The sequence below is a fragment of the Streptomyces sp. CB09001 genome (assembly GCF_003369795.1).
Classification (GTDB): domain Bacteria; phylum Actinomycetota; class Actinomycetes; order Streptomycetales; family Streptomycetaceae; genus Streptomyces.
The window spans coordinates 6,998,884-7,019,860 of the sequence record NZ_CP026730.1 but is presented as its reverse complement, the minus strand read 5'-3'; the positions used below and the strand labels follow the sequence as shown (position 1 = coordinate 7,019,860).

The window sequence follows — 20,977 nt, the reverse complement described above, 5'->3', positions numbered from 1 at the left end:
GCCTAGCGACCGGGTCCGACCGCCGACAGGCCACGAGAGAGGGGCGCCTTGCGAAGAGAGGTGAAGGAGATCGGTTCGGCCCGAGGAACGCGGCGATCCGGTGGCTGAACCATCGTGGGTCGTCCAGCCACGGGTAGTGCCCGGCGCCGGGCTGGAGGGCGACCTCGGCGTGCGGGAAGACGTCGGCGCAGCGGCGCGCCAAGTCCGGGCCGGGGCCGCCGTCGCGCTCACCGGCGAGGACGAGCACCGGGGCGGGGCAGCGGGCGAGCGCGGCGCGGGTGGCGGGCGGGTCGAAGGCGTCCGGGGAGAGGTAGACGTCGCCTGCCTCGTCGTTGCTCTCCTCGTCGGCGAGCGCGTCGTGTTCGCGGGCCGTGTCGTCCCAGCGGCCGAAGAAGAAGGGGACGAACACCGGATCGAACTCGCCGGTCCCGGCGAGCCAGGCCCAAAAGGGCCCGATGGCCGCATCGAACCAGGGCTCGTCTGCGCGCAGGAGCGCCGCCCGGAGCCGGTCCTCGGGCGTCGCCGGCATGTCCAGGGCCCAGGGGGTGGCGGTCACCAGGATGAGCCGGGACACGCGTTCCGGGTGGCGGGCGGTGTACAGCATCGCGAGGCTGCCTCCGGCCGAGTGCGCGAGGAGGTCCATCCGGTCGAGGCCGAGGTGCTCGCGCAGTGCCTCGACGTCGGCCACGAGCCGGTCGCAGCGGTATGTCGCCGGGTCCTGAGGGACGGCGGAGTCGCCGGTGCCGCGCAGGTCGAGGAGGATCAGCCGGCGGTGTGCGGCGAGGCCGCCCAGGTCGCCGAGGTAGCCGGACGCGCGCATGGGTCCGCCCGGCAGGACGACCAGCGGGTCTCCCTCGCCCCGTACGTGGAAGGCGAGACGGGTCCCGTCGTGGGCGGTGAAGGGCTGCATGGCGCCGATCCTCACCGGTCGCCGCCGCGCCGCGCAACGGGGTAGCCGGGTCAGGCACCGGCGAAGCGGTCCCGCAGTTCCCTCTTGAGGATCTTCCCGCTGGCGTTGCGTGGCAGGGCGTCCACGAACAGGACGCGTTTGGGTGCCTTGAAGGCGGTGAGTCTCTCGCGGGTGTGGGCGATCAGCTCGTCCTCGGTGACCTCCGCGCGGGGGACGACGACGGCCGTGACGGCCTCGATCCACCGTTCGTCGGGCAGGGCGATCACGGCCGCCTCGGCGACGGCGTCGTGCGTGTAGAGGGCGTCCTCGACCTGGCGGGAGGCGACCAGTACGCCACCGGAGTTGATGACGTCCTTCACCCGGTCGACGATGGTGTAGTAGCCGTCGGCGTCCCGGACGGCGAGGTCGCCGGAGTGGAACCAGCCGTCGCGGAAGGCGGCCTCGGTCTCCTCGGGCCGGTCCCAGTAGCCGTCGCACAGCTGCGGGGAGCGGTAGACGACCTCGCCGGGCGTGCCGTCGGGGACGTCCTTGCCGTCCTCGTCGACCACCCGGGCGTCGACGAAGAGGACGGGGCGGCCGCAGGAGTCCATGCGGCCCTCGTGCTCGTCCGGTCCGAGCACGGTGGCGAGGGGGCCGATCTCGCTCTGGCCGAAGCAGTTGTAGAAGGCGAGGTGCGGCAGGCGTGCGCGCAGTCGCTCCAGGACGGGCACCGGCATGATCGACGCGCCGTAGTAGGCCTTGCGCAGGCCGGTCAGGTCGCGGGTGGCGAAGTCGGCGCGGTTCGCCAGGCCGATCCACACGGTGGGCGGTGCGAACAGGCTGTCCACGCGGCCCGCTTCGACCAGGTCGAAGAGCCGGTCGCCGTCGGGGGCGTCCAGGATGATGTTGGTCGCGCCGACGGCGAGGTAGGGCAGCAGGAAGACGTGGGTCTGGGCCGAGTGGTAGAGCGGGAGCGCGTGCACGGGGCGGTCGCCGGCGCCGAGGTCCAGCGCGGTGATGGCGCTCAGGTACTCGTGCACCAGCGCCCGGTGGGTCATCATCGCGCCCTTGGGCAGCGCGGTGGTGCCCGAGGTGTACAGGAGCTGCACCAGGTCCTCGGCGCGCGGTTCGGGGCCGTCGTAAGGGGGCGCCGCCGCGAGGCGGGCCAGGAGCGAGTCGCCGGTGTCGCGCAGCGGCAGGGTGCGGGTCTGGCCCGGGAGCCGGGCGGCGAGGCCGGGGTCGCTGAGGACCAGGGTGCTGCCGGACTGGCCGACGATGTGGGCGAGGTCCTCGCCGGTGAGGTTCTGGTTGACCGGGACGTGCACCAGGCCCGCGCGGGCGCAGGCCAGGAACGCGATCAGGTAGGCGTCGGAGTTGTGGCCGTAGGCGGCGACCCGGTCGCCCGGGGACAGTCCGCCCAGCAGGACGCTCGCCGCGCGGGAGACCGCGGTGTCCAGATCCGCGTACGTCCAGGAACGGTCGCGGTACTCCACCGCGACGCGTGCCGGAGTGCGTCGGGCGCTGCGGCGCAGCACCCCGTCAACGGTGCTGCCGGTGCTGCCGTGTCCGGGCGTCATGACCTGATCCTCGGCCGGTCGCGGGGGCGGGTCAAGCGGTGTGCGCCGGTCCACCGGCTCCTCGCGCCCGCTTGGTCCGCCCCATTGACACGGCCCGCCGCTGACAGGAAAGTTTCACTCCGCACGGCGATCCGGGAAAGATACTTTCAGCTTCGGTGGCGGGAGGCTCTTCGATGGCCGGTCAGGCGACGAATGGATTCAGTCGGCGTCAACTGGGCGCCGGCGCCCTGGCCCTGGGGGGTGCCCTGGCCATCGCCCCGTTCGCGGCCGGGCCGGCCGAGGCCGCCTCCGACCGGGGCCGCCGGCCCACCCTGCGGCGCGGCTCCGCCGAACGCGCCGGGCTCCTCCCCGGCCATCTGCGCCAGCTCGTCACCGATGCCGAGGCGTTCCTCGGCCCGTCTCCCGAGCACCCGTGGTACGCGGGCGCCGTGCTGCTCGCCGGCCGGGGCGGCACGGTGGCGCTGCACGAACCGATCGGCATGGCGGTGCGCTACCGGGCCTACGACGAGGCGACGGACACCGGCGTCGAGTTCCCGGCGGGTGAGCAGATCCCGATGGCCGGGGACACGGTGTTCGACCTCGCGTCGATCTCCAAGCTGTTCACCTCGATCCTCGCCGTGCAGCAGCTGGAGCGGGGCGCGCTGGAGCTGGCGGCGCCGGTCGCCTCGTACCTGCCGGACTTCGGCCGGGCGGGCAAAGAGGACATGACGATCCGTCATCTGCTGACCCACACCTCGGGCTTCCGGGCGTGGCTCCCGCTGTACAGCGCGCCCACGTACGAGGAGAAGGTCCAACTCGTCTACGACGAGGCACCCGTCGCCGCGCCCGGCACGGCGTACCTGTACTCGGACCTCAACATGATCTCGCTCCAGCTGGTGCTGGAGCAGGTCACGGGCCGCACCCTGGACGTCCTGCTGCGCGAGGAGATCACGAAGCCGCTCGGTCTCACCCGCACCCGCTACAACCCGCCCGCCTCCTGGCGGCCGGGGATCGCGGCCACCGAGGACTCCCGCAAGCCGTGGTCCGGTCTGGACCGGGGGCTGGTGTGGGGAGAGGTGCACGACGAGAACGCCTTCAGCCTGGGCGGCGTCGCCGGTCACGCGGGGGTGTTCTCCTGCGCGTGGGACCTCGCGGTCCTCGGTCGCACCCTGCTCAACGGCGGGTCCTACGGGCGGGCGCGGATCCTGCGGCCGGAGTCCGTGGAGCTGATGTTCACGGACTTCAACACCGACTTCCCGGGCGACGAGCACGGCCTGGGCTTCGAGCTGTACCAGCACTGGTACATGGGCGCGATGGCCACGCCGCGCACGGCCGGGCACACCGGTTTCACGGGCACCTCGCTGGTGCTCGACCCGACCACGGACTCCTTCCTGGTCGTTCTCGGCAACTCCGTCCACCCGGTGCGCGGTTGGCGTTCCGGGTCGGCTCCCCGGGTGGCGGCGGGCACCCACCTGGCGCGGGCGGTGCCGGTCCGTCCGGCGCACGGGCGCACGGCGTGGTTCTCGGGGACGGCGGGTTCCGCCACGGCCACGCTCACGCTGCCCGCCCTGGACACGTCGGCCGGGCGGGCCCGACTGCGCTGCGCGCTGTGGTGGGACACCGAGCCCGGCTCGGACGTGCTGGTCCTGGAGGCCTCGACCGACGGCGGCGCGGGATGGCGGCCGGTCCCGTTCACCACCACGCGGCGCGGCGCGGCGCCCCTGGACCATCCGGCGGGTTCGGCCACCGGCTGGTCGGGGCGCGTCTGGCACCGGCTGAGCGCCGAGCTCCCGGCCGCGCGCGGGCTCACCCTGCGCTGGCGGTACACGACCGACCGCCTGTACGTGGGCCGCGGGGCGTACGTCGACGGGCTGCGTGCGGAGGCGGCCGGCGACGTCCTGTTCCACGACGCGCGTCCGGCGGACGCGGCACGCGTCGTGGCCGAGGGATGGACGGCGTCGGCGGACTAGCTAGGTCCTGTCCCGTTCGAGCACCGCCATCGCCGCGTTGTGTCCCGGCACCCCGCTCACGCCTCCCCCGCGCACGGCGCCCGCGCCGCACAGCAGGACGCCTGCCCGGGCGGTCTCCACGCCCCAGTGGCCGGTGCCCTCCTGGGCGTGGGGCCAGGACAGCTCGCGGTGGAAGATGTTCCCGCCGGGCAAACGCAGGTCGCGTTCCAGGTCGAGGGGCGACCTGGCCTCGATGCAGGGCCGTCCGTCGGCGTCGGTCGCCAGGCAGTCGGCGAGGGGCTCGGCCAGGTGGGCGTCGAGCTGGGCGAGGGTCGACTTGAGCAGTTCCTCGCGTACGGCGTCGTTGTCCCGGGCGAAGAGGCGGGCGGGCGTGTGCAGGCCGAACAGGGTGAGGGTGTGCATGCCCTTCGCGGCCAGGTCGGGGCCGAGGATCGTGGGGTCGGTCAGCGAGTGGCAGTAGATCTCGGAGGGCGGGGCGGCGGGCAGTTCACCGGCGGCCGCCCGGGCGTGCGCGGCGGCCAGTTGCTCGTAGCCCTCGGCGATGTGGAAGGTCCCGGCGAAGGCCTCGCGCGGGTCGGCGTCCGGGTCGCGCAGCCGCGGCAGCCTGGTGAGCAGCATGTTCACCTTGAGCTGGGCGCCCTCGGCCGGTGCGGGCGGGGCGTCCCCCGTGAGCGCCGCCAGCTCGCGCGGGGAGGCGTTCACCAGGACGTGGCGGGCGGCGGCGACGCCCTCGCCGTCGGCCGAGCGGAAGGTGACCTCGGCGCTGTGCCCGTCCGCGTCGATCCGGACCGCCTCGTGGCCGGTGGCGAGCACGGCGCCCGCGGCCCGGGCGGCGTCGGCCAGCGCGTCGGTGAGGGCGCCCATGCCGCCGACGGGTACGTCCCAGGCGCCGGTGCCACCGCCGATCACGTGGTAGAGGAAGCAGCGGTTCTGGGCCAGGGAGGGGTCGTGGGCGTCGGCGAAGGTTCCGATCAGCGCGTCGGTGAGGGCCACGCCCCGCACCAGGTCGTCGGCGAAGTGTTCCTCGATCGCGACGCCGACCGGTTCCTCGAACAGGGCCCGCCAGGCCGTCTCGTCGTCGACCCGGCGGCGGAGTTCGTCCCGGGTGGGCAGCGGTTCGGTGAGGGTCGGGAAGACCCGCTGGGCCACGTGGCCGGTCATGGCGTAGAAGCGCTGCCAGGCGTCGTACTCCCGCTGCGAACCGGTGAGCCGCGCGAACGACTCGCGGGTGCGGCGCTCGCCCCCGCCGACGAGGAGCCCGCCGGCCCGCCCGGCGCGCTCGACGGGCGTGTACGAGGAGACGGTGCGCGCACGCACCCGGAAGTCCAGGCCGAGGTCCCGCACGATCTTCTTGGGCAGCAGGCTGACCAGGTACGAGTAGCGCGACAGCCGTGCGTCGACCCCGGCGAAGGGGCGCGTGGACACGGCCGCTCCGCCGGTGTGGTCCAGCCGTTCGAGGACCAGCACGGAGCGGCCGGCGCGGGCCAGGTAGGCGGCGGCGACCAGGCCGTTGTGGCCGCCGCCGACGATGACGGCGTCGTAGGTGCGGGTGGTGCTGGGCGGGGGCGTCATGGCTCTTGGTAACACGGGCCGATCGGGGGCGGCCAGCCCGCCGTCGCGCACCGCCCCCGGTCAGCGGGCGGCCACCGAGCGCAGTGCCGCGACCCGGCGGTACAGCTCGGCGGCCTCGGCCGCGCGGCCGAGCTGTTCCAGGCAGTGGGCCTCGTCGTCGCGGGCGACGAGAGTGTCGGGCCGGTCGGGGCCCAGGACCCGTTCGCGGGCGGCGGCGACCAGACGGTACTCGGTGAGGGCGGCGGACCAGCGGCCCAGCCAGCCCAGGGCGACGGCGACCTCGCGGTGGCTGACCAGGGTGTCGGGGTGGTCGGGGCCCAGGACCCGTCCGCGGATCGAGCACACCGCGCGCGCCTCGTCCAGGGCCTCCGCCCAGCGGCCCAGCCTGCCGAGGTTGACGCCCCGGCCGTGCCGGGCGCGCAGGGTCTCGGGGTGCTCGGCGCCCTGGGCGCGGGTGCGGTCGGCGATCAGCTCCTCGTACGCGGTCAGCGCTTCGGTACAGCGGCCGAGGCGGCCGAGGGCGACGCCGGTCTCGTAACGGGCGGCGAAGGTGTCCGGGTGGTCGGGACCGAGGGCTCTCGCGCGGGCGGCGGCGACCTCGCGGTAGGTCGCCAGGGACTCCTGCCAGCGGTCCAGCCGCCCGAGTTCGTAGGCCACCTCGTAGCGGGTGACGAGGGTGTCGGGGTGGCCGGGGCCGAGTACGCGGGCCCGCGCCGCGGCCACCTCGCGGGCCATCCGGTGGGCGTCCTCGGTGCGGCCGAGCCGACCGAGGTTGAAGGCCAGGTTGTGCCGGCAGCGCAGGGTGTCGGGATGGTCGGCGCCCATGGTGCGCTCACGGGCGGTCAGCACCGACGTGTACACCTGGTGGGCGTCGGTGTGGCGGCCCAGCCGGCCCAGGGTGTAGGCCATCTCCTGGCGGACGGCGAGGGTGTCGGCGTGGTCGGCGCCCAGCGTCCTGATCCGGGCCTGGGCGACACCCTTGTAGGCGCGCAGCGCTTCGGCGGCCCGGCCGGTGCGCCCCAGGGTGAAGGCGGCCTCGTAGCGGCTGGCGAGAGTGTCGGGGTGGTCGGGACCGAGCAGGCGCTCGCGTTCGGCGGCGACCGTGCGGTGCATCCGGCCCGCTTCCTCCCAGCGGCCCAGGCGGCCCAGGCTCAGCGCCGCGTTGTGGCGCGCGGCCAGCCCGACGGCGGCCTCGGACGCCGGGTCGGGCCACTCGTCCGGGGTGGGCCCGGCGGCCCGTTCGCCGTCGCTCCCGTCTCCGGTGGGCCGCGGGACCCACTCGCCGGACAGGCCCGCCCCCGGGTCCGGGGGCGTGGCGCGCGGGCCGGTGCCGGTCGCCTTGTGACCGGTGGTCATGCCGTGGGTCCAGGAGGGCAGTGCGGTGCGGCCCCCGACCGGCCGCCGCGTACGGGGCCGGGATGCCGCGAGAGCCGGCACCCGCACCGGTGCGGTGCGTCCGGCGGTGATCCGGCGGCCCAGCTCTCGGGCGTCGTCCGGGCGTTGCTCGGGCCGTTTGGCCAGCAGGTCCAGGATGATCCGGTCCAGGTATCCGGGCAGTTCGGCGCGGTGGGTGCGGGGCGGTTCCGGCTCGGTGTCGCGGTGGCCGACGAGGATCGCCCAGGCGTCTTCGAGGTCGAAGGGCGGGACGCCGGTGGCGATCTCGTAGAGCACACAGCCCAGGGAGTACAGGTCGCTGCGCCGGTCGACCTCGTCCCCGCCGATCTGTTCCGGCGACATGTAGTGCGGGGTGCCCATGGCGATGCCGGTGCCGGTCAGCCGGGCGGTGAAGCCCGCGTCGTGGCCGAGCCGGGCGATGCCGAAGTCGCAGATCTTCACGGTGCCGTCGGCGGTCCGCACGATGTTCGCGGGTTTGAGGTCGCGGTGGACGATGCCCTGGTCGTGGGTGTAGGCGAGCGCGGAGGCGACCTGTTCGGCGATGTCGACGACGTCCGGGACGGGCAGCGGATGGCCCTTGTTGTCCTCCAGGAGCCGGCTCAGGTCGTGTCCCTCCAGCAGCTCCATGACCAGGAAGAGCACGCCGTCCCACTCGCCGAAGTCGTGGACGACGGTCACCCCGCGGTGCTGGAGCGCGGCGGCCACCCGGGCCTCGCGCCGGAATCTCTCCCGCAGGACGCGGGTGAAGGAGTGGTCGTGCTGCGTGCCCAGCGGTTTGAGGCACTTGACGGCTATGCGGCGGCCGAGTGACTCGTCCCGCGCCCGCCACACCTCGCCCATGCCGCCGCGCCCGATCCGCTCGAGCAGCCGGTACCGGCCGTGGATCAGCGTGCTGTCCCCCATGACTTCGCCCGCCCCCGTGGTTCAGTCCGCCGCGCCCTCCCCTGGCCGGTCCAGTATGGCCGCTTGTCGTCCGATTTTGTATGGCGCCGGGCGCACGCCCGGGCCGAGCCGGGCCATGGCCCGCAGGATGTGTTTGGGCGGCAGCTGCCAGCGCAGACGTGCGGGGACATGGCGCAGCAGGGTGCCCGTGGCGCGCAGTCGCCGGGTGACGTTGGCGGCCGGGGGTGCGGGTCTGCCGTAGAGCTCGTGCGCGTACGGCGGTAGGGAGTCGTACGCAAGACGGGCGACCCGCCGCCACAGCAGCTCGCGGGCCGGGACCAGGAGGGGGTGCGTGGGCGGGCGGAGCAGGAAGTCGTCCACCTCGTGCGCGTCCGCTCCGGCGGCCAGTTCGGGCCGTACCCGCGCGAAGTAGGCGGCCAGCTCGGCCCGGTTCGCGGGTACGGAGGCGGGGTCGAGGCCGACGAGACGGGCGCTGTGCCGGTGTTCGGCGAGGTAGCGGTCGGCGTGGGCGTCGGTGAGCGGGAATCCGGAGCGGCGCAGGACGTGCAGGTAGGAGCCGATCTCGGCGCAGTGCACCCACAGCAGCAGGGCGGGTTCGTCGACACCGTAGCGCTCGCCCGTGTCGGGGTCGGTGGCGCCGAGCATGCTGTGGATCTTCCGGACCCGGGCGCCGGCCCGCTCGGCGGCCTCGGTGGTGCCGTACGTCGTGGTGCCGACGAAGCCCGCGGTGCGCATCAGCCGGCCCCACGCGTCGCGGCGGAAGTCGCTGTTCTGCATCACGCCGCGCACCGCGCGTGGGTGCAGGGCCTGGAGGTAGAGGGCGCGGATGCCGGCCACCCACATCATCGGGTCGCCGTGCGCCTGCCAGGTCACGGAGCGCGGGCCGAACAGTCCCGGGTCCCCGTCCGTCCGTGTCGCCGCCATACGGGCAGGCTAACGCGGCGCGGGACCCGTTCCCAGGGCCTCAGCGCAGGGTGGCCAGGAACTCCCCGCAGGCGCGGGCGCAGTCCCGGCAGGCCTTGGCGCTCTCCTCGGCGCCCCGGTGTCCGTCGAAGACCTGCGCGCTCTCCAGGCACACCTGCCGGCACCACTCCAGCTGGGCGCGGATGGCGGCCTCGTCGACCTGGTTCTGTTCGGACAGCACCCGGCAGGTCGCGTCGCAGACCTCCGCGCACATGATGCCCCTGCGCCGCACGAGCTCCTGGTTCTCGGTCCCGTCCGGGTCCACGAGGCTCGCCCGCAGGGCGCAGGCCCGCGCGCACTCGGTGCACGCCTGTGCGCACGCGAAGCGGTCCTCGAGGAAGCGGAACAGTTCCTGCTGGGAAGTCGTCGTCGATGTCACACCGAGCGGGTTGCCGCCGGCCGCGGTGCCAAACGGCCGGACCCGGTGTTTCCAAGGGCTCCGGGGCTGTTTCCGATCGGGAAGGCCGGCTCTTCGCGGACATGGGCGTGGCGGTCGCGGTGACCAGGTTGGTCATGCGGGCCGCGGGTACCCGCGCTCCATGAGCAACGCATGGATGGACCTGGCCGCGGGCGGCTCCGGCGCACTGGCCGTCTGGCTGATCGTCGCTGCCGTGGTGGTGGTGGCCGTGCTGATCGGCGCGTTCGCCTTCGGCAGTCGGCAGAAGCGCCGGGAGCCGCCGCCGCCGCGTCCCGAGGAGCAGCCCCGTATGCCCGACGACGGTCCGGTCCACGAGGAGCGGGAGCGCCGGGAGCCCGACGAGATGCCGCGGAGCGACGAGCGCACGCTGCCGCACGAGATGGGGCACCAGGGCAGTCGTACCGCCTCCGACCAGGAGCGGCCCCGCTGGGACGAGGGCAGCAGCGGTTCCTTCGGCAGCGGCGGCCCGGGCGGACGGTGACCCCGCAAGCCGGAGGGTGACCGTACGTGGTCGGTGTGTAGTTTCCGGTACGGGCGGTGGGGAACCCATGCGCCGTGCTGTTGCAGAGGAGAAGGGCCCGCGCCGGTGCGCGGGCCCGCCACGCGGCCGAACACACCGTCAACTGGGCCGACGGGCGGCTCCCCGTCTCCGAGGGCGGGGGGCTGCTGCGCAAGGCCTTCCCCGAGCACTGGTCGTTCCTGCTGGGCGAGATCGCCCTGTACAGCTTCGTCGTGCTGCTGCTGACCGGGGTGTGGCTGACGCTGTTCTTCAAGCCCTCGATGACGGAGGTCGTCTACGGCGGCTCGTACGAGCCCCTGCTGGGGGTGAGCATGTCGGAGGCCTACCGCTCGACGGTGGACATCAGTTTCGACGTGCGCGGCGGGCTGCTGATCCGGCAGGTGCACCACTGGGCGGCGCTGGTGTTCCTTTCGGCCATCGGAGTGCACCTGCTGCGGATTTTCTTCACCGGGGCGTTCCGCCGACCGCGTGAGGTCAACTGGCTGATCGGTGTCACGCTGTTCGTGCTGGCGCTCGCCGAGGGCTTCGCCGGCTACTCGCTCCCGGACGACCTGTTGTCGGGGACGGGGCTGCGCATCGCGCAGGGGATCATGCTGTCCATCCCGGTGGTGGGGACGTACGTCAGCATGTTCGTGTTCGGCGGCGAGTATCCCGGCGAGGACATCGTCCCGCGGCTGTACTCGGTGCACATCCTGCTGCTCCCGGCGCTGCTGGTCGCGCTGGTCACGGTCCATCTGATCCTGGTGTTCTACCTGAAGCACACCCAGTGGGCGGGCCGCGGGCGCACCAACCGCAACGCGGTGGGCAAGCCGCTGTTCCCGCAGTTCATGACGAACTCCACGGGCCTGTTCTTCATGGTGTTCGGTGTCGTGACCGTGCTCGCGGCGGTGGCCGAGATCAACCCGATCTGGACGTACGGCCCCTACCGCCCCGACATCGTCTCCACGGGCTCGCAGCCGGACTGGTACGTCGGGTTCCTGGAGGGCTCGCTGCGGCTGATGCCGCCGTTCGAGACGGCGGTGGCGGGCCACACCGTCATGTGGAACGTGCTGGTGCCGGCGGTGCTGCTGCCGGGCGTCCTGTTCGCGGTGCTGTACGCCTACCCGTTCTTCGAGCGCTGGGTGACGGGCGACCACGAGGAGCACCACCTGTGCGACCGGCCCCGGGACAAGCCGGTGCGCACCGGGCTGGGCGTCGCCGCGATCGTCTTCTACGCGGTGCTGCTCCTGGCGGGCGGCAACGACATCCTCGCCCACACGTTCCACGTCTCGCTGAACCTCCTCACCTGGATCTTCCGGGTCTGTCTGGTGCTGGCGCCGCCGCTGGCCTTCGTGGTGACCAAGCGCGTCTGCCTGGCGCTGCAGGAGCACGACCGCGAGCGTCTGACCGAGGGCGAGGAGACGGGCGAGGTGCACCAGAACCTGGCGGGCGGCTACGCCGAGGGTCACGGCCCCCTGGACGCCGAGGAACGTCACGTACTGCGGGCCCGCAGGCAGCCCGAGCCGCTCGCGCCGTCCACGACGGAGGGCGACGCTCCGCACGTGGGCCGGCTGCGGGCGACGCTCAGTGAGTGGTACTACGGCGACCGGGTCGACGTCGAGGACACGGAGCCGGAACGGGAACCGGGGCGGGAGCCGGAGCCGGGGCGGGAACCGGTGGCGGAAGCGGCGGCGGCAGATGCGGCGGAACGGGATGCCTACTCGGGCGAGCCGGAGCGCTGAACGTCCCGGTCGGCGTACTGGAAGACCAGGCCGCAGACGCCCATGGCGAGCAGGCCGAAGCCGATCAGCGCCAGCCACAGCCCGAAGACGATGCCGAACGCGAGCACCAGGGCGGCCAGCGCGATCGTGACCGGCCAGGCGCTGCGCGGCGGGAAGAAGTCGAGCGGCCCCGCGGTGTCGACGACCTCGCCCTCGCCGCGGTCCTGCGCGCGCAGGCCGCGCCTGCGGTACTGCACGCGCAGGAAGAACGCGACGAGCGCGGCCATGAGGAAGGCGATGACGAGCGCGGCGGTGCCGGCGGGCTCGCGCGACCACCAGCCGTAGAGCGCCGCCTCGGCGCCGAAGAAGACCGCGACACCGGTGAACAGACGGGATTCGGTCCTCACTGCACATGCCTCTGATCGTGTCGGGTGACGTCGGGGTGGTGGAGGTCGAACGCCGGGGACTCGGAGCGGATGCGGGGCAGCGACGTGAAGTTGTGGCGCGGCGGCGGGCAGCTGGTGGCCCATTCGAGGGACCGGCCGTAGCCCCAGGGGTCGTCCTGCTCAACCTTCTTCCCGTAGTGGTGGGTGTGCCAGACGTTGTAGAGGAACGGCAGTGTGGACAGGCCGAGCAGGAAGGAGCCGATGGAGCTGATGGTGTTGAGGGTGGTGAAGCCGTCGGCGGCCAGGTAGTCGGCGTAGCGGCGTGGCATGCCCTGCTCGCCGAGCCAGTGCTGGACGAGGAAGGTGGTCTGGAAGCCGACGAAGAGTGTCCAGAAGTGGATCTTGCCGATCCGTTCGTCGAGCAGTCTGCCGGTGAACTTCGGCCACCAGAAGTAGAAGCCGGCGAACATCGCGAAGACCACCGTGCCGAACACCACGTAGTGCAGGTGCGCGACGATGAAGTACGAGTCCGTCAGGTGGAAGTCCAGCGGCGGGGACGCGATCAGAACGCCGCTCAGCCCGCCGAGCAGGAACGTCACCAGGAAGCCGCACGCCCACAGCATGGGTGTCTCGAAGGACAGCGAGCCGCGCAGCATGGTGCCGGTCCAGTTGAAGAACTTCACTCCGGTCGGCACGGCGATGAGGAACGACATGAGAGAGAAGAACGGGAGCAGCACGGCGCCCGTGGCGAACATGTGGTGGGCCCACACCACCGCGGAGAGCATCGTGATGGCGATGGTGGCGCCGACCAGGCTGACGTAGCCGAAGATCGGCTTGCGGCTGAAGACCGGGATGATCTCGGTGACGATGCCGAAGAACGGCAGGGCGATGATGTACACCTCGGGATGGCCGAAGAACCAGAACAGGTGCTGCCACAGCAGTGCTCCGCCGTTCGCGGCGTCGAAGACGTGCGCGCCGAACTTCCGGTCGGCCTCGAGCATCAGCAGCGCGGCGGTGAGCACGGGGAAGGCGGGCAGCACCAGGATCGAGGTGAACAGCACGTTCCAGGTGAAGATCGGCATCCGGAACATGGTCATGCCCGGGGCCCGCAGGCACAGGACCGTGGTGATGAAGTTGACGGCGCTGAGCGTGGTGGACACGCCGCTCAGCACCAGACCCATGATCCAGAGGTCCCCGCCCGGCCCGGGGCTGAAGGTCGCGCTGTTCAGCGGCGCGTAGGCGAACCAGCCGAACGAGGCCGCCCCGCCGGGGGTCAGGAAGCCCGCCGCCACCATCAGGCCGCCGAAGAGGTACATCCAGTACGAGAGCGCGTTGAGCCGGGGGAACGCGAGGTCCGGGGCGCCGATCTGCAAGGGCATGACGGCGTTGGTGAACCCGGCGAACAACGGGGTCGCGAACAGCAGCAGCATGATCGCGCCGTGCATCGTGAAGAGCTGGTTGTACTGCTCGTTGCTGAACAACTGCAGTCCCGGCCGGGCGAGTTCACTGCGCATCAGCATGGCGAGGACGCCGCCGAAGAGGAAGAAGCCGAACGAGGTCGCGAGGTAGAGATGGCCGATCACCTTGTGATCGGTCGTCGTGGTCCACCGCACCAGCGCCCGGCCCAGCGTGCGGTTCGTCCGCTGCCGAGCCGGTGTCCGGCGCGGCGACTCCGTCCTTCTGTCCACCGCCATGCGGCGGAGAGTACCCAGGCGCCCTGGGCTCAGCCCCACGACCACGCCGAGGCCGGGGCCGGGCGTCCGGCGGATGGGCCACCTGGCGCACGCGGGCGCGGACCGGGCGGTGCCGGGTCCGCGCCCGCGCGCGGCGGTCGGGTTACGAGGCGTCGAGCACGGTGCCGGTCAGCACCGGGCCCTGCGGCTCGCCCTCGTCGTCGGTGTTCCGGAGACCGAGGTACTCGGCGGGCTCCGCGACCTCGTCGGCGATGGTGGGCACCGTCACCTCGGCGTCCGTCTCACCGGGCGGGACGGAGACCCAGAGCCCGAAGTAGTCCAGCCGGGAGAGCGGGACCTCCCCGTCCGGGACCTCGCCCACCGTGTCGAGGAGCCAGTCGTGGTCGACGTCCTTGGTGGACAGCTCGGGACGGGTGTCGTCGGGGACCGGTACCAGCACGGTGTTCAGGTCCACGTCGGCGGGTTCCGAGAGCGAGACCCGCCAGCGCAGCGGCTGCCCCTCGGTGACCTTGTCGGCGACGGGCGTGACGTCGATCTTCGGCATCGGGTCGTCCTCCGCGACCGTCACGCCGCCGGCGTAGGAGCCGACGACCGAGCCGTGTACCGCCTTGACCAGCAGGTCGTGGTTCGAGTCGCCGCCGTAGCGCTTGTTGCCCGTCACCTTCACGGGCACGTCGACGAAGGGGCGGCCGGACCGTACGGTGACCAGGCGCTCCTCGACCGCCGTGCCGAAGCCTTCCATGACGTACATCCGGACCGTGCCGGTGCCCTTGCCGGAGACCCGCACCGGGACGTGGTAGGTGCGCACGCCCGAGTCGCCCTCCTCGACCGTCGTCCGGCCGACGTCGACGCGGGCCAGCGGGGCCGGCCGCACCTGGGGCGTGCCGGGATGCCAGGCGTAGGCGTCCATCAGCCAGGCCTTGCCGGTGCGGGAACGGGGCGTCAGTTCCAGCGTGCTGACGCGGCGCAGGTCGACTCCGGCGCGGGTGGCGGCGGTGAGCGGTACGCGCAGTTCCTGCGCCCAGTAGGACGCGGTGCGTTCGCTGCCCGGCAGGCCGTCGGCGTGGACGCTGCCGAGGGTGGCACGCCGGCCGGCGGCGTCGGTGACGGCCACGTCGAGCCGGGTGCCGGTGCTGCCCGGCGGCACGATGACGCGCAGGGCGAGGCTCCGCGCGCCGTTCAGCGAGACGGGTGCGGCGGGACGGACCCGGGTCGCGGTGCCGGGCGCGGACCAGTCCAGGGCGATCGCGCCGCGGCCGGTCTCACGTTCCGGCTGCCAGTAGGCGAAGTGCGGTGAGGAGCCGTGTGCGTCCTCGCCGAGGCAGGCGACGCCCGGGTCGGGGTCGACCGCGGAGCACAGGCGTCCGCCGCCGGTCACCTGAACGCCGGCGTCCGGCAGGAACCCGGCGCCGCGGCCGGCGCCGACCGCGTGGGTCAGCACCCGGGCCGGGTCGGCCGAGGGAGCGCGGCGGCCGGTGCCGTCGACCAGTTCACGCACCCGGTCGTCACCGGCGACGAACAGCCGGGCGGCGGCGGCGATGTAGGTCGCGCCGGCCCGGTGCTGCTGCCCGGCGGTGAGCCGGGTGGGGCTGTCCGCCGAGCAGACCGGGTCGGGGTCCTCGGGGTCCTCCCAGAAGTCGTCGGACGCGGGTGCCTGGGCCTGGCCGGGCGTCCACTCGCTGTTGAAGTAGTTGTGGTTGGCGCCCGTGATGTGGACCGCGCTGTGCAGGGCCCTGCCCCGGCTCACGCCGCGGGTGCCGTCGACGTACAGCTGCCCCTGGAGGTCGGAGACGTCGCCGTCGCAGCCCGGCAGGATGGTCAGGGACGGCACGTCGGGCACCGGGTTCTGGCCGAAGGCGGTGGGGCCGATGAGCACGGTGCCGCGGATGGTCCAGCGGGCCCGCCCCGGGTGGCCGTCCTGGTCCGCGGGCGGCGGGTACAGGCTGTCCATGGCCGCCCGGTCGACGCCTTCGCCGCCGCGGGAGTGACCGACCAGCAGGACGCGGGAGAGGTCGGCCCTCGGGCCCCGGCGTACGGCGGCCGGAGCGGCGGAGGTCTTGGCGGCCCAGTCGGCCCAGCGGGCCAGGTGCGAGCGCACCAGTGACGAGCGGGCCTGGGCGCCGCCGTCCTCGAGGTAGCCGTCCTGGCCGTTGATGCCGTTGGCGGAGATCGAGACGGTCACATAGCCCTGGGAGGCCAGCAGCTGCTGGTCCTGGAGGTAGCCGCGGTGGCTGGGGATGGGCCGGGCGTCGTCGGCGCAGGGCCAGTCGATCGTGACGGCCTCCTCGCCCTGGCCGGGGACGTAGCAGGTGGCGTGGCGGCCGTGCAGGAAGAGTGCGAGGGGGCGTTCGCCGGTCGCTCCCTTCGGTGCGACGACCACGCCCCGCATCTCGACCGGGGCGGACAGGCCGGACAGTCGTACCGGGTCGAGCGTGTACTCGCCGGTGGTGGTGGCGAACCGGCCGGGGCGGCCCGGGTCGACGGTGCCGGCGGGGAGTTGGGGCGGGAGTTTCGCCGGGGGCGCCTGGGAGGGGCGGCGCTGGCGGGCGGCGGCTCCCGGTTCCTGGTCCAGCCGGCGGCCCGCGGCGCGGACCTGGAGGTCGGTCAGCCCGTGCGGTGCGCCCGGCCGGGTCTCGTCCAGCGGTAAGCGGAAGGTCCTGCCGTCGCGGTCCGGTTCCGGTACGCCGAGGAGGCGGCCGGCGGTGTGGAACTCCACCCGTGCGTCGCCGGCCGGGACGACCCGCGGGGAGCGCCACTCCAGGGATCTCGCCTCGCCGGTGCCGGTGATCCGCCAGCCGGGCGGCAGGTGGGCGGCGCCGTTCGGTGCCGCCCGCACGGATGCGGGGCCGCCTGGTGGTTCCGGCGCGGCCTGGGCCGCGGCGGGCGCGACGCCCACCAGGGTCAGGGCCGCTGTCGCGGCGGCCCACAGCGTTCGAGCACGTATCAAGAATCCGCTCCTCAACACCTCGGTGGTACCTCGGTTCGGGGCAACGCCCTTGCGGGCGCCCTGTGTTGGAGGAGGGCATGGGGATCCTTGGGGTTGCCTGTGAGCCGTCAGCCGCCGGTGCCGCCGGTCCCTCCGACGCCTTCGCCGGTGTCGGGGGCCGGCACGGTCTCGGCTGTCCCGGGGTCCCCGGGGGTCTCGCGGTCGGCGCCGGACGGGCAGTCGTCGCTGGAGCGGCCGGCCAGCCGGCCACCGGGCTGCTCCACGGTCACCTGTGCGCTCCCCAGTGCCGGGTCCTGTCGCAGCCGGGCGACGGCGACCGTGCAGGCCAGTTGGTCGACGGCCGTGTCGGTGAGGATCCCGGCGCTCCGCGGCAGCTGGACGTTGACCCCGGTGCCGTCGGTGCGGATGGTGGGGGCCGCGGCGGCGGGCGGCAGTTCGGTCGTCAGCCCTCTCCCGCGCTCCTTGCCGTCCGGTCCGTTGAACAGCAGGAGCACGGTACTGCCGAGGTCGGTCGAGCCCGGCACCGTGCGGTCCACCGCGACCAGGGAGCCGTCCTCGACGAAGTAGAGCGGGACCTTGACCAGGGGCACCGCCTCGGGCACGGACTCCGAGGGCGCGGACGTGACGCCCGGATCCAGGACGCCGGTCGCGGGTTCACCCGCCTCGACCACTCCGGTCTCGGGTATGCCGCAGGCGGAGAGCGGGAGCAGCGCCGCGATCAGCAGCGGGCAGGCCCGCGCGGACGGTTTCATGTGCGGTCCTCCTTCGCCGGGTGCGGTGTCCGGTCCGCCGTGTCGTCCGGGCGCAGCGGCAGGACGACCGTGAAGACGGCGCCGCCCTCCGGGTGGTTGGCCGCCCGGACGGTGCCGCCGTGCAGGCGTACGTTCTCCGTGGCGATGGACAGCCCGAGGCCGCTGCCCTCGCTCCGGGCGCGGGCGTCGGCCGACTTGTAGAAGCGGTCGAAGACATGGGGCAGGACGCTCTCGGGGATGCCGTCCCCGCCGTCGCGGACGGTGACGACCGCCTGTCTCCCGGCCCGGGGGTCGTCCTGGGCACACAGGTCCAGGCGGACCGGGGGCGCGCCGTGCCTGAGGGCGTTGGCGACGAGGTTCGCCACGATCACGTCGAGACGGCGCGGGTCGACCCGGCCGCGCAGCCCGCCCGGTTCGGGCAGACCGGTCTCGACGGTGTCCTGCCAGCCGCGGGTGGCGAGCGTGCGGCGCAGGGACTCGGCGAGGTCGATCTCGTCCAGGTGCAGGGCGGCCGCGCCCGCGTCGAAGCGGGAGATCTCCATCAGGTCGTCCACGAGCGCGGCCAGCTTCGTGGTCTCCGCGCTGATCAGGCGTACGGCCGTCGCGGTGTCCTCGTCCAGCCCGGCCGCGTCCTCGTCCAGCACGTCGGTGACCGCGGACATCGCCGCCAGCGGGGTGCGCAGTTCGTGGGATACGTCCGCGGCGAAGCGGCGGGCGCCGGCCTCCATGCGCCGCAGTTCGGCCACCGAGCCCTCCAGTGCGGCGGCGGTCTCGTTGAACGTGCGGGAGAGATCGGCGAGTTCGTCGGAGCCCTGCACCGCGAGCCGGGTGTCCAGGCGGCCCTCGGCGATGCTCCGGGTCGCCCGGCGCAGCGCCCGTACCGGCCGCAGGACGCCGCGGGCGGCCAGGAGCGCGATCAGGACGGCCAGGGCCAGGGCGGGCACGGTGGCGCGTTCGATCGCGGTGACCAGCGCGTCGACGTAGCCCTGCTCCTCCTGCTGCGGCACGGTGAGGTAGACCTCCAGACCGGAGGCCCGCCGCTCGGTGGTGTACTGGCCGGCGAAGGTGACGGGCATGCCGACGACGAGGGCGGAGTGACCGTCGTGCGAGACCCGCTGGAACACGGTGGCCCGGCGGGAGCGCACCGACTCGCGCATCGCCGGGGACAGTTCCCCGAACGAGTCCCCGGGGACGGACGTCGCGCTCTTGTCCCGGTAGGCGACCAGGACCCGCCACTGCCGGGACCGCCCGCCCCTGGACACGTCGTTGGCGAACGAGTTCAGGCCGGCCGCGTCGGGCGGGAACCGGTAGTTGGGAACCAGGGTGTTGACGCGGTGCCGGAACTCCTCGATCACCGTGTCCTGGCTCTGCTGCAGGACTCCGGTGCGTGCCTCACGGAAGGTCAGCGCGCCGGTGGTCACCGTGGCCACGACGGCGACGAGAGTGAAGGTCACCACCAGCCGCAGGCGCAGCCCCATAAGTGCGCGCAGCACCCGGGGAGCTCTCACCGGGGTCCGAACCGGTAGCCGAAACCGCGCACGGTGTGTATGTAGCGCGGGCTGCCCGGGGACTCACCGATCTTGGACCGCAGTCGCTTGACGCAGGCGTCCACGAGCCGCGCGTCGCCGTGGTAGTTGTGCTCCCACACGGCCTCCAGGAGCTGCTGGCGGCTGAACACCTGGCCCGCCGAGGCGGACAGGGTGAGCAGCAGTCGCAGTTCGGAGGGGCCGAGGACGACCGGCCGGCCCTGGTGGGTGATGGTCAGCCCGGCCCGGTCGATGACCAGGTCGCCGTGGTGTTCGGTGCGTGGTGTGCCCTGGTCGTCCGGCGTGCCGCCCACGCGGCGCAGCACGGCGCGTATGCGGGCGTCCAGGATGCGGGCGCGGACCGGTTTGACGACGTAGTCGTCGGCTCCGGACTCCAGTCCGACGACGATGTCGGCGTCGTCGCCGCGGGCGGTGGCCATGATGATCGGCACCTGGTCGCGGACGCGTATGCGGCGGCACACCTCGAGGCCGGACATGCCCGGGAGCATCAGATCGAGGACCACGGCATCGGGCCGGAAGGACCGGAGCTGCTCCAGTCCGTCCTCGCCGGTCGCGGCGGCGGCCACCTCGTGCCCCTGCCGGCGCAGGGCCAGTCGCACGCCGTCCCGGACGGCGCGGTCGTCTTCGATGATCAGGACCCGTGGCATGGATCTCAGTATGCGTGTGCGGGGGTGGCAGACCACGGGCGGGTGACGGCTGTTACACAGCGGTCCAAAAGCGGTCCACGGACGATCACACGTCCCGGGCAGGCTTTGTGATCATGAATGAGCGCCGCCGACCGACTCCCCCACCGTCCTCCGCCGCGGGCCGCCGACGTCGCGGCGGCCGCTCCCGCCGCCGACGGGGCGGCCGTCCCCGCCTGCTGTGGCCGGGGCTCGCGGCGGGGGCCGTCCTGGTGCTCGCCGGCGGGCTGGCCCTCAGGGGGGCCTCGGAACCCGCCGGCGGCCCCACCGACACGGCCGGTGCGTCCTCCGTGACCGAGGGATCCGAGTCGCACCGGGCCGACGGGACGGGGGACGCGCCGAAGGACGGGCCGACCGCCCCACCGGCGAAGGAGACGGACGGGACGGACGAGGACGAGAAGGGCGCGAAGGGCGAGAAGTACGGCGCGGGCGAGAAGTACGGGAAGTACGGGAAGGGGCAGGACCAGAGGCCGGACCCCGGCTCGATTCCGTCGACCGGCCCCGGGACGTTCGCCACCGCGGAGGGAAGCGGCGACCGGGTCGGCGGCAGCGGGCGGACGCTGACGTACGTGGTGCAGGTCGAGGACGGCATCGGGATCTCGGCACCGGCCGTCGCGGCCGAGGTCGAGCGCATCCTGGCCGACGAGCGGGGCTGGACGGCCGACGGGAAGGTGGGGTTCCGGCGGGTGTCCGGCGGCGCGTCCGACTTCCGGGTACGGCTCGCCACGGCGGCGACGGTGGACGACATATGCGGCCAGTACGGCCTGGACACCGGCGGCGAGGTCAACTGCAACGTGGGCCAGGACGTCATGGTCAACCTCAAGCGGTGGCTGCTGGCCACGAAGTACTACGCGGACGACGTGACGTCGTACCGGGCGCTGATCATCAACCACGAGGTCGGGCACTTCCTCGGCCACGGCCATGAGGGCTGCCCCGGGGCGGGGCGTCCGGCGCCGGTGATGATGCAGCAGATCAAGGGGCTGCACGGCTGCCGGACCAATGTCTGGCCCTACGACGCGGACGGCCGCCCCGTCACGGGGCCCGCTCTCGGCTGAGTACAGGACGGCGGCCGGAGACTCACT

General features: G+C 73.3%; 15 protein-coding genes and 1 pseudogene. 4 read left to right on the top strand and 12 right to left on the bottom strand.

What is annotated here, in order from left to right; genetic code table 11:
• Nucleotides 1-2: 2 nt before the first annotated feature.
• A pseudogene (locus C4J65_RS32205) lies at nucleotides 3-910 on the bottom strand (alpha/beta hydrolase).
• Between the two features lie 50 nt (nucleotides 911-960).
• Complete coding sequence (locus C4J65_RS32200; RefSeq protein ID WP_115745597.1) at nucleotides 961-2,466, bottom strand: acyl-CoA synthetase; 1,506 nt, start codon at nucleotides 2,464-2,466, stop codon at nucleotides 961-963.
• A 173-nt stretch (nucleotides 2,467-2,639) separates the two neighbouring features.
• On the opposite strand from C4J65_RS32200, the gene C4J65_RS32195 reads away from it, so the two are divergent.
• Complete coding sequence (locus C4J65_RS32195) at nucleotides 2,640-4,415, top strand: serine hydrolase domain-containing protein (RefSeq protein WP_162833456.1); 1,776 nt, start codon at nucleotides 2,640-2,642, stop codon at nucleotides 4,413-4,415.
• On the opposite strand, the gene C4J65_RS32190 is transcribed toward C4J65_RS32195, so the two are convergent.
• Genes C4J65_RS32190 through C4J65_RS32175 form a run of 4 tightly spaced genes read right to left on the bottom strand, consistent with a single transcriptional unit; the run spans nucleotide 4,416 to nucleotide 9,627 of the window.
• Nucleotides 4,416-5,987: an NAD(P)/FAD-dependent oxidoreductase gene (locus C4J65_RS32190; RefSeq protein ID WP_162833455.1), complete on the bottom strand. Its 1,572-nt coding sequence runs from the start codon at nucleotides 5,985-5,987 to the stop codon at nucleotides 4,416-4,418. It lies immediately after the preceding gene.
• 60 nt (nucleotides 5,988-6,047) lie between these two features.
• The gene (locus tag C4J65_RS32185) at nucleotides 6,048-8,285 is read right to left on the bottom strand and encodes a serine/threonine-protein kinase (RefSeq protein WP_115745594.1); all 2,238 of its coding nucleotides are present in this window, start codon (nucleotides 8,283-8,285) and stop codon (nucleotides 6,048-6,050) included.
• 21 nt (nucleotides 8,286-8,306) lie between these two features.
• Nucleotides 8,307-9,209 (bottom strand): oxygenase MpaB family protein, encoded by a 903-nt coding sequence (locus tag C4J65_RS32180; protein ID WP_115745593.1) that lies wholly within the window; start codon nucleotides 9,207-9,209, stop codon nucleotides 8,307-8,309.
• Nucleotides 9,210-9,249: 40 nt separating this feature from the next.
• Nucleotides 9,250-9,627 carry a four-helix bundle copper-binding protein gene (locus C4J65_RS32175; protein WP_115745592.1) on the bottom strand — a complete coding sequence of 126 codons (378 nt, stop codon included), beginning with the start codon at nucleotides 9,625-9,627 and terminating at the stop codon, nucleotides 9,250-9,252.
• A 160-nt stretch (nucleotides 9,628-9,787) separates the two neighbouring features.
• Here C4J65_RS32175 and C4J65_RS32170 point away from each other — a divergent pair, with 160 nt between their 5' ends.
• Nucleotides 9,788-10,147 (top strand): DUF6479 family protein, encoded by a 360-nt coding sequence (locus C4J65_RS32170; RefSeq protein ID WP_115745591.1) that lies wholly within the window; start codon nucleotides 9,788-9,790, stop codon nucleotides 10,145-10,147.
• A 74-nt stretch (nucleotides 10,148-10,221) separates the two neighbouring features.
• The gene (locus C4J65_RS32165) at nucleotides 10,222-11,907 is read left to right on the top strand and encodes a ubiquinol-cytochrome c reductase cytochrome b subunit (RefSeq protein WP_115745590.1); all 1,686 of its coding nucleotides are present in this window, start codon (nucleotides 10,222-10,224) and stop codon (nucleotides 11,905-11,907) included.
• Here C4J65_RS32165 and C4J65_RS32160 read toward each other — a convergent pair.
• The 6 genes from C4J65_RS32160 to C4J65_RS32135 all read right to left on the bottom strand — a co-directional run bounded on the left by C4J65_RS32160 (nucleotide 11,883) and on the right by C4J65_RS32135 (nucleotide 19,859).
• The gene (locus C4J65_RS32160) at nucleotides 11,883-12,293 is read right to left on the bottom strand and encodes a cytochrome c oxidase subunit 4 (protein ID WP_115745589.1); all 411 of its coding nucleotides are present in this window, start codon (nucleotides 12,291-12,293) and stop codon (nucleotides 11,883-11,885) included. The two genes, C4J65_RS32165 and C4J65_RS32160, sit on opposite strands and share 25 nt — an antisense overlap.
• Complete coding sequence (gene ctaD, locus C4J65_RS32155) at nucleotides 12,290-14,011, bottom strand: cytochrome c oxidase subunit I (RefSeq protein ID WP_115745588.1); 1,722 nt, start codon at nucleotides 14,009-14,011, stop codon at nucleotides 12,290-12,292. Before ctaD ends, C4J65_RS32160 begins: the two co-directional genes overlap by 4 nt.
• A gap of 97 nt (nucleotides 14,012-14,108) precedes the next feature.
• On the bottom strand, nucleotides 14,109-16,913 hold the full coding sequence (locus tag C4J65_RS32150; RefSeq protein ID WP_115745587.1) for a hypothetical protein: 2,805 nt from the start codon (nucleotides 16,911-16,913) through the stop codon (nucleotides 14,109-14,111).
• Nucleotides 16,914-17,020: 107 nt separating this feature from the next.
• Nucleotides 17,021-17,665, bottom strand: a complete 645-nt coding sequence (locus tag C4J65_RS32145) for a hypothetical protein (protein WP_115745586.1) — start codon at nucleotides 17,663-17,665, stop codon at nucleotides 17,021-17,023.
• On the bottom strand, nucleotides 17,662-19,143 hold the full coding sequence (locus tag C4J65_RS32140; protein ID WP_162833650.1) for a HAMP domain-containing sensor histidine kinase: 1,482 nt from the start codon (nucleotides 19,141-19,143) through the stop codon (nucleotides 17,662-17,664). The genes C4J65_RS32145 and C4J65_RS32140 overlap by 4 nt, the downstream gene beginning before the upstream one ends.
• Nucleotides 19,144-19,169: 26 nt before the next feature.
• Nucleotides 19,170-19,859 carry a response regulator transcription factor gene (locus C4J65_RS32135; protein ID WP_115745584.1) on the bottom strand — a complete coding sequence of 230 codons (690 nt, stop codon included), beginning with the start codon at nucleotides 19,857-19,859 and terminating at the stop codon, nucleotides 19,170-19,172.
• A 113-nt stretch (nucleotides 19,860-19,972) separates the two neighbouring features.
• Between C4J65_RS32135 and C4J65_RS32130 the strand changes: the two genes are divergently transcribed.
• Complete coding sequence (locus tag C4J65_RS32130) at nucleotides 19,973-20,950, top strand: DUF3152 domain-containing protein (RefSeq protein WP_115746738.1); 978 nt, start codon at nucleotides 19,973-19,975, stop codon at nucleotides 20,948-20,950.
• Nucleotides 20,951-20,977 lie beyond the last annotated feature (27 nt).

Excerpts from the sequence above, each read along its gene's own strand:
- C4J65_RS32200 (WP_115745597.1), bottom strand. The coding sequence starts at position 2,466 with ATGACGCCCGGACACGGCAGCACCGGCAGCACCGTTGACGGGGTGCTG.
- C4J65_RS32195 (WP_162833456.1), top strand. The coding sequence starts at position 2,640 with ATGGCCGGTCAGGCGACGAATGGATTCAGTCGGCGTCAACTGGGCGCC.
- C4J65_RS32190 (WP_162833455.1), bottom strand. The coding sequence starts at position 5,987 with ATGACGCCCCCGCCCAGCACCACCCGCACCTACGACGCCGTCATCGTC.
- C4J65_RS32185 (WP_115745594.1), bottom strand. The coding sequence starts at position 8,285 with ATGGGGGACAGCACGCTGATCCACGGCCGGTACCGGCTGCTCGAGCGG.
- C4J65_RS32180 (WP_115745593.1), bottom strand. The coding sequence starts at position 9,209 with ATGGCGGCGACACGGACGGACGGGGACCCGGGACTGTTCGGCCCGCGC.
- C4J65_RS32170 (WP_115745591.1), top strand. The coding sequence starts at position 9,788 with ATGAGCAACGCATGGATGGACCTGGCCGCGGGCGGCTCCGGCGCACTG.
- C4J65_RS32145 (WP_115745586.1), bottom strand. The coding sequence starts at position 17,665 with ATGAAACCGTCCGCGCGGGCCTGCCCGCTGCTGATCGCGGCGCTGCTC.
- C4J65_RS32140 (WP_162833650.1), bottom strand. The coding sequence starts at position 19,143 with ATGGGGCTGCGCCTGCGGCTGGTGGTGACCTTCACTCTCGTCGCCGTC.
- C4J65_RS32135 (WP_115745584.1), bottom strand. The coding sequence starts at position 19,859 with ATGCCACGGGTCCTGATCATCGAAGACGACCGCGCCGTCCGGGACGGC.
- C4J65_RS32130 (WP_115746738.1), top strand. The coding sequence starts at position 19,973 with ATGAATGAGCGCCGCCGACCGACTCCCCCACCGTCCTCCGCCGCGGGC.